Origin of the sequence: Streptomyces prasinopilosus, assembly GCF_001419695.1 — a bacterium.
GTDB classification, from domain to species: Bacteria; Actinomycetota; Actinomycetes; order Streptomycetales; family Streptomycetaceae; genus Streptomyces; species Streptomyces prasinopilosus.
Map to the genome: position 1 here is coordinate 1 of NZ_LIRG01000389.1, position 6,338 is coordinate 6,338.

At 75.5% G+C, this 6,338-nt stretch carries 6 protein-coding genes and 2 pseudogenes; 1 reads left to right on the top strand and 7 read right to left on the bottom strand.

Features of this window, described 5'->3' with window-relative positions:
- Together AOK18_RS34410 and aztB are read right to left on the bottom strand one after the other, a co-directional pair.
- Positions 1–220 (bottom strand): annotated as a pseudogene (locus AOK18_RS34410) (hypothetical protein); the annotation flags it as partial.
- 262 nt (positions 221–482) lie between these two features.
- Positions 483–1,340: a zinc ABC transporter permease AztB gene (gene aztB, locus AOK18_RS17165; protein WP_055572249.1), complete on the bottom strand. Its 858-nt coding sequence runs from the start codon at positions 1,338–1,340 to the stop codon at positions 483–485.
- 14 nt (positions 1,341–1,354) lie between these two features.
- On the opposite strand from aztB, the gene aztA reads away from it, so the two are divergent.
- Positions 1,355–2,095, top strand: coding sequence for a zinc ABC transporter ATP-binding protein AztA (gene aztA / locus AOK18_RS17170; RefSeq protein ID WP_055694948.1), 741 nt, complete (start codon positions 1,355–1,357; stop codon positions 2,093–2,095).
- A 258-nt stretch (positions 2,096–2,353) separates the two neighbouring features.
- On the opposite strand, the gene AOK18_RS17175 is transcribed toward aztA, so the two are convergent.
- The 5 genes and pseudogenes from AOK18_RS17175 to AOK18_RS34415 all read right to left on the bottom strand — a co-directional run.
- Positions 2,354–3,028, bottom strand: coding sequence for an N-acetylmannosamine-6-phosphate 2-epimerase (locus AOK18_RS17175; RefSeq protein WP_055694949.1), 675 nt, complete (start codon positions 3,026–3,028; stop codon positions 2,354–2,356).
- On the bottom strand, positions 3,025–4,029 hold the full coding sequence (locus AOK18_RS17180; RefSeq protein WP_055694950.1) for an ROK family protein: 1,005 nt from the start codon (positions 4,027–4,029) through the stop codon (positions 3,025–3,027). The genes AOK18_RS17175 and AOK18_RS17180 overlap by 4 nt, the downstream gene beginning before the upstream one ends.
- Positions 4,026–4,985, bottom strand: a complete 960-nt coding sequence (locus AOK18_RS17185) for a dihydrodipicolinate synthase family protein (RefSeq protein ID WP_055694951.1) — start codon at positions 4,983–4,985, stop codon at positions 4,026–4,028. Before AOK18_RS17185 ends, AOK18_RS17180 begins: the two co-directional genes overlap by 4 nt.
- Before the next feature lie 97 nt (positions 4,986–5,082).
- Positions 5,083–6,060 (bottom strand): exo-alpha-sialidase (locus AOK18_RS17190; protein ID WP_240503214.1); only part of this gene is annotated, 978 nt, incomplete at its 5' end.
- Between the two features lie 2 nt (positions 6,061–6,062).
- A pseudogene (locus AOK18_RS34415) lies at positions 6,063–6,338 on the bottom strand (exo-alpha-sialidase); the annotation flags it as partial.

Here is a 6,338-nt window from a genome sequence, read left to right on the forward strand (position 1 = left end):
GTAGTGCACGTGGTCGCCGTGGTCCACCGTCCAGGCACCGGTGTCGAGGACGCGGGTGCCGTCCGCGCCGTGGAGGTGGCCGAACCGGCCGTCCGTGGTGAGGGCCGTGGTGCCCGGTGTCCGGGGGACCTCGTGCGCCTTCCCGGTGATCAGGTCGAGGACGCGGGTGTCTCCGGTCCTCGGGTCGTTGAGGAGCAGCCTGGACTGCTGCTCGGCCTCCNNAGGCCGGCGGACCCGCCGGCGGGGCGGAGCCGGCGTCGTCCCGGCCGTCCGCGCAGCCCGCGGTGAGCAGCGCGAGGGCCAGGAGCGCGGACGCTTCGGCAGTGACGTTTCCTCGGACGGGCAAGGGGGTCGCCTCCATCAGGTGTGCGGATCGGGTCGTGGGCCGGGGTCGGGCCCCGGAACGGGGTCGCTTCCCGGAACGGGGCCGGCTCCCGGAGCCGGACCGGCTCTCCGGACCGGGCCTCTTCGGCCGGTGCCCCTCAGGCGGTCGCCACGGGGTGGCCGGTCCGCCCGCGTTCGCGGCGGCGGTGGCGGACGCCCGAGGCCAGGTGGGAGAGGAAGAACAGGCCCACCGAGAGGGCCGAGACGGTCGCGCCGGCGGCGGTGCCCAGGTGCCAGGAGAGCAGCAGGCCGAAGAAGGTGGCGGCCGTGCCGAGCAGTGCCGCGAGCGCCATCACCGCCCGCACGCTGCGGGCCCAGGGCAGCGCGGCCGCGGGCGGGGCGATGAGCAGGCCCAGGACCAGCAGCGTCCCCACGATGTGGAAGGAGGCGACGATGGCCAGTGCCAGCAGGCCCAGCAGGACGGCGTGGGCGGCGCGCGGACGCAGGCCGAGGGTGCGGGCCTTGCGCGGGTCGAACGCCAGGGCGAGGAAGGCCCGGTGGCCGAGGACCGAGACGGTCAGCGCCAGCAGCAGGGCACCGCCCAGCAGCACCAGGTCCTGTTCCCGGACGGCGAGGACGTCGCCGAAGAGGAACCCGGTCAGGTCGACGGCGAAGGACTGCGAGCGCGAGACGACGATGACGCCGAGCGACAGCATCCCGACGAAGAGCAGGCCGATCCCGGTGTCCTGGGACAGTCTCGGGGTGCGCCCGAGGGCGGTGACGCCCGCCGTCATCACGGCCGCGCTCAGCAGCGCGCCCACCAGGAGGTTGCCGCCCAGGAGCGCGGCGAGCGCGACCCCCGGCAGCAGTCCGTGCGACATGGCGTCACCGAGGAAGGCCATGCCCCTCAGCACCACCCAGGTGCCCGCCAGGGCGCAGATCGCCGACACCAACATGCCGCCCCACAGGGCCCTTTGCACAAAGGACACCTCGAAGGGGCCCGTCAACCAGTCCATGCGAGCACACTACAATGACAATCATGTTCAATAAAACCCCTGTCTCCGCCACCGGGGACCGGCCGCCGCCCCGCATCCGCTTCACCGGGCTCTGCGCCGGCTATCCCGGCCGCCCCGTGCTCGACCGGATCGACGGCGCGGTACCGGCGTCGGCCGTCACCGCGCTGATCGGCCCGAACGGCAGCGGGAAGTCCACGCTGCTCGGGGTTCTGGCCGGGGTGATCCGCCCCTCGGCGGGAGAGGTCCGGCACGCCGGAACCCGGCCGCCGGCGTTCGTCCCGCAGCGCGGGGCCGTCGGCGACACGCTTCCCCTGACGGTCCGGCAGACCGTGGAGATGGGGCGCTGGGGCGAGCGGGGACCGTGGCGCCGGCTCACGCGGCGCGATCGGACGGCGGTGGACGAGGCCATGGAGCGCCTCGGCGTCACGGCGCTGGCCGCGCGTCAGCTCGGCGAACTCTCCGGCGGGCAGCGGCAGCGCACGCTCATGGCGCAGGCCCTGGCCCAGGAGTCGGACCTGCTCCTGCTGGACGAACCGACCACCGGTCTCGACCCCGAGGCCCGGGAGCGCACGGCGGCGCTGCTGGCCGGGCTGTCAGCCGACGGGGTGACCCTCGTCCACGCCACCCACGACCTGGACGCGGCACGCGCGGCGGACGCGTGCCTGCTGCTCCGCGACGGCCGCGTGGCCGGTCAGGGGCCGCCGGACCGGCTCCTCACCCCGGCGGCGCTCGCCCCTCTGTGGCAACCGGTGTGAGAGCCGCGGCAGCCGCCCGGACCGGGGCCGTCCGGCGGATCACGCCGCGGACGCGAGGTCCGGCCGCGCTCGCACGGGAGGGCCGCCGCGCCCGCGCGGCCCCTGTCGGGCCGTCACCGGCGCGGCGGGCGGAGCCGGCGGGACGGGCGGAGCCGGCGGGACGGGCGGTCCTCCGTCACATGGAGTCCCACCCGGAGAAGGGCCGGCGGCCGCGCCGCCCCGGTCGGCGGGGGGCGGCACGGCGTCCCACCGGCACGGTCAGGAGGTGAGACCGGCCACGAAGGCGCGGGTCAGCGCGGTCGGTGCCGTGATGGCGGTGCCCACGACGACGCTCAGCGCTCCCGCCGCCAGGGCCTGGGCGGCCTGCTGCGGGGTCGCGATCCGGCCCTCGGCGATCACCGGGACGGGGATCGCGGCGGCCAGGTCGGCGACGAGCGCCAGATCGGGGGCCGTCTGGCGGGGGGTGCCCGGAACGTATCCGGACAGGGTCGTCCCGACGAAGTCGGCGCCCTGGGCCGCGGCCGCGCGGCCCTCGTCGAAGGTCGACACGTCGGCCATGACGAGGGCGCCCGCCGCGTGGACGGCCTCGGCCAGCTCCGCGAAGGTGCTGCCGTCGGGGCGCGGGCGCGCGGTGGCGTCGGCCGCGACGACGGCCGCCCCGGCCTCGACGAGGGCGAGGGCGTGGCGCACGGTCGGGGTGATGTAGACGCCGGTGTCGCCATCCTTCCACAGCCCGATCACGGGCACGTCGACGGCGGCGACGGCGGCCGCGACGACCTCCGGCTCGTTGACCCGTACGGCCGCCGCGCCGCCGGCCTCGGCCGCGCGGGTCATGCGCACCAGCGTGTCGGTCTGGCGCATCGGGTCGCCGGGCGGGGCCTGGCAGGACACGATCAGCCGGCCCTTCAGGGAGTCGGCCAGGGGCAGGGTCATCGGGGAACTCCGGTGGTTCGGGGGCTGTGCAGGGGCAGGGTGCGGGTCAGTGCCGCCGCGCCGTGCACGGCGGCGTCGGATCCGGCGCCCGGCGGGACGGGGCGCAGGCCCCGCAGCGGGGGCATGAGTTCGGCGGCGAAGGCGGCGTCCAGGGCGTCCGTGTACAGCGCTCCGATGCGGGGCACACCGCCGCCGACGACGACGTGGTCGGCGCCGAGCGCGTTGGCGAGGCCGCCCAGGGCGCGGCCGACGGCCCCGGCGCCCAGGACGATGGCCGCGGTGGCGTGCGGGTCGCCCTGGGCCGCGCGGGCGGCCACGCTCTCCAGTCGGTCGGCCGGGATCCCGCTCATCCGCGTGTAGTGGGCGGTGATGCCGGGACCCGCCGCGATCGCCTCGAGGTGACCGGTGGCGCCGCAGGTGCAGGGCAGCCCTTCGGCCTCGGGGCTCGGCAGGTGGCCGAGGTGTCCGGCGATGCCGGCCGCGCCGTGCAGCATGCGCCCCTCGGCGGCCACGGCCCCGCCGACGCCGGTGCCCACGGCCGCGTAGACCAGCGTGGGCCGCGGGCCGGCCGGGGCACCGCCGGTGTGCGGGCCGTCGCCGCCCCGGCCGGCCGTGCCCTCGCGGAGGGTGGCCAGTTCCGTGGCGGCGGCGGCGCGTACGTCGTTGTCGCAGGCCACCGGAAGCCCGGTGCGGGTGGCGAGGCCGGTGGCGAGGGCGGTGCCGGCCCAGCCGCGGATCGTGTCGGTGGCGCTGGTGACGGTTCCGGTGGCGGGGTCGATCACTCCGGCGGCCGCGACGCCGATCGCCGTCGTGCCCGGTGCCCAGACCCCGCGGGCGGCTTCGGCCAGCGCGTCGAGCACCGCCTCGGCCCCCTCGGCCGCCGGTGTGGGCAGGGAGTGCCGGGCCAGGACGGTGCCGTCGGCCGCGACCAGGGCGGCGGCGATCTTCGTGCCGCCCAGGTCGAGGCCGATGACAGCGGCGTCCGGTTGCCGTGCCGTCATCGGACCGGAAGCAGTCCGGCGCCGCGCAGCCGCTGCTCGACGAAGGCGACCGACGCGTCGCCCAGCTGGATCTGCGGAGCGGCGGTGGTGCCGTGGGTGAACACCCCGAGCAGGCGCAGTGCGTGCTTGAAGGCGCCGATGGCGGAGGAGTTGGGGCCCATCTCGTCCGCCGGGCCGGCGTCGACCATGCCGAACAGCTCGACGAGCCGCTCCTGCTCCTTGACGGCGCTGTCCAGGTCGCCGCCGCGCACGGCGTCGTAGAGGCGCACGTATCCGGCGGGGTCCACGTTGCCCAGGCCGGGGACGACGCCGTCGGCGCCCGCCAGCAGGGCGGCGTCCACGGTCAGTTCGGAGCCGGTGAGGATGCTGAAGGAGGGGGCGGGGCCGTCGGCGCGGCCGTGGCGGCCGCCGAGTTCCACGATGAGCCGGCGCAGGCCGCCCTCGTCGCCGCTGCTGTCCTTGAGGCCGGCGATCGTGCCGTCCTCGGCGAGTTCGCGCACCAGGGCGGGAGAGAGCTTGCTGTGCACCGAGACCGGCAGGTCGTAGGCGTACAGGGGCAGGTCGACGGCCGCGCGCAGGGTGCGGAAGTGGTGCGCGATCTCCACGGGGTGGGTCCGGGCGTAGAACGGCGCGGTCGCCACCAGGGCGTCGGCGCCGGCCTCGCGGGCGGCCTCCGCGTGGACGATCACCCGGGGGGTGGTCGTGTCGATGACGCCGGCGAGCACGGGGACGCGCCCGGCGACGGCCTCCACGACGGTCCGCAGCGCCACCGCACGCTGCCGGTCGGTGAGGAAGGCGACCTCGCTGCTGGAGCCGAGGGCGAACAGGCCGTGCACTCCGCCGCTCACGAGGTGCTCGACGTGCCGGGTCAGTGAGGCGGTGTCGACCTCGCCCGAGGCGTCGAGGGGGGTGCAGACGGGCGGCACGACGCCGCGCAGCGGCTGGGACGAGGACATGGCATGGACTCCTGGGGTAGTGCGGCGGTACACGGGTGGTACGGAGGAAGGGGACGGGCCGCCCGCCGCGAAGGATCGTGCGGGCGGCCCGGTGGTGCTAGGGGGCGGTGACGGTGAGCGTGTGGTCACCGTAGGACCGCTGCGACCCGCGCACGAGGTACGTGGCGGTCGTCGGCACCTTGCCCGCGGTGGCGTTCGCGGGGACGGTGACCGGGATCCTCATGTTCGCGCCCTGGCCGGGGTTGAGCGCCGGCACGGTGACGGACGGGGCGCTCCAGCCCGACGGCAGCTGGAGGGAGACCGAGCCGGAGGGGAGGGTCACGTCGTTCTGGCTGACGACGCGGACGGTGACCTCGGTGGTCTTCCCCGCGGGCAGGGAGGCGGGCGGGGTGACGGTGACGGGCGCGCAGACTCCGCCGAGCCACTGCAGGTCGAAGGAGGAGTAGGTGATGTGCCGGTAGTTGTCGCGCTCCCACAGCATGCCCACCCGGTCGTTGCCCTTGGTGCCGTCACCGAGGGGGGTGAGCGTCGAGTAGGCGGCGGACCCGGCCTCGGCGGTCTTGCGGACCGGCCAGTTCTGGCCGTTGTCGCAGGAGAGGCGGACGGTGAGGTTGCTGCGGCTGTTGGTGGTCGCCGTGTTGCTGAACATCAGCCAGGAGGCCCGCGGGTGCGAGGCGGCCACGCCCGGCGCGAAGCGGGCGATGGAGCCGTTGTTGGCGGGGTCGGGCAGCTCGGTGTCCTGCTGGAAGGGGGTGTAGGTGACGCCGCCGTCGGAGGAGTAGGCCACCGTGCGGTAGGGCGCGGAGCGGTTGTTGAGCATGACACGGCCGTCGGAGAGTTCGACGGTCTTGTTCTCGTCGCCGCCGGGGCCGACGGGGGTGCCCATCTTCCAGGTGGCGCCGTGGTCGTCGCTGTAGGCGCTGACCGCGTAGTTGGCGCCGTTGTTGCGGATGGCGTACTGCTGGATCAGCCGGCCCTTGTAGGTGCCGTGCCGCAGCTGGATGCCCTCGCCCGAGGCGGCGAACATGCCGGCCCAGGCCGGGTTCTTGATCTCCGCGGTGATCCGCTCGTGCTTNNAGTAGCTGTAGTCGGCCTGCAGGACGTTGGGGTCGTTCTCGTCGTTGCCGGTCCCGGAGCCGAAGAAGCCCTGGTTGACGGAGGCCGCGTAGAAGACGAAGACGCGTCCGGTCTCGCGGTCGACCAGGAGGCTGGGGTCGCCGTAGCCCTTGGGGGCGGCTTCCTTGCGCACGACCTGCTGCGCCTGCCAGGTGGTGCCGCCGTCGGTGCTGCGGCGCAGGACGACACCGAGGTTGCCGGGGAGGTCGCCCAGGGTGGGGCGGGCGTCGTACGCCG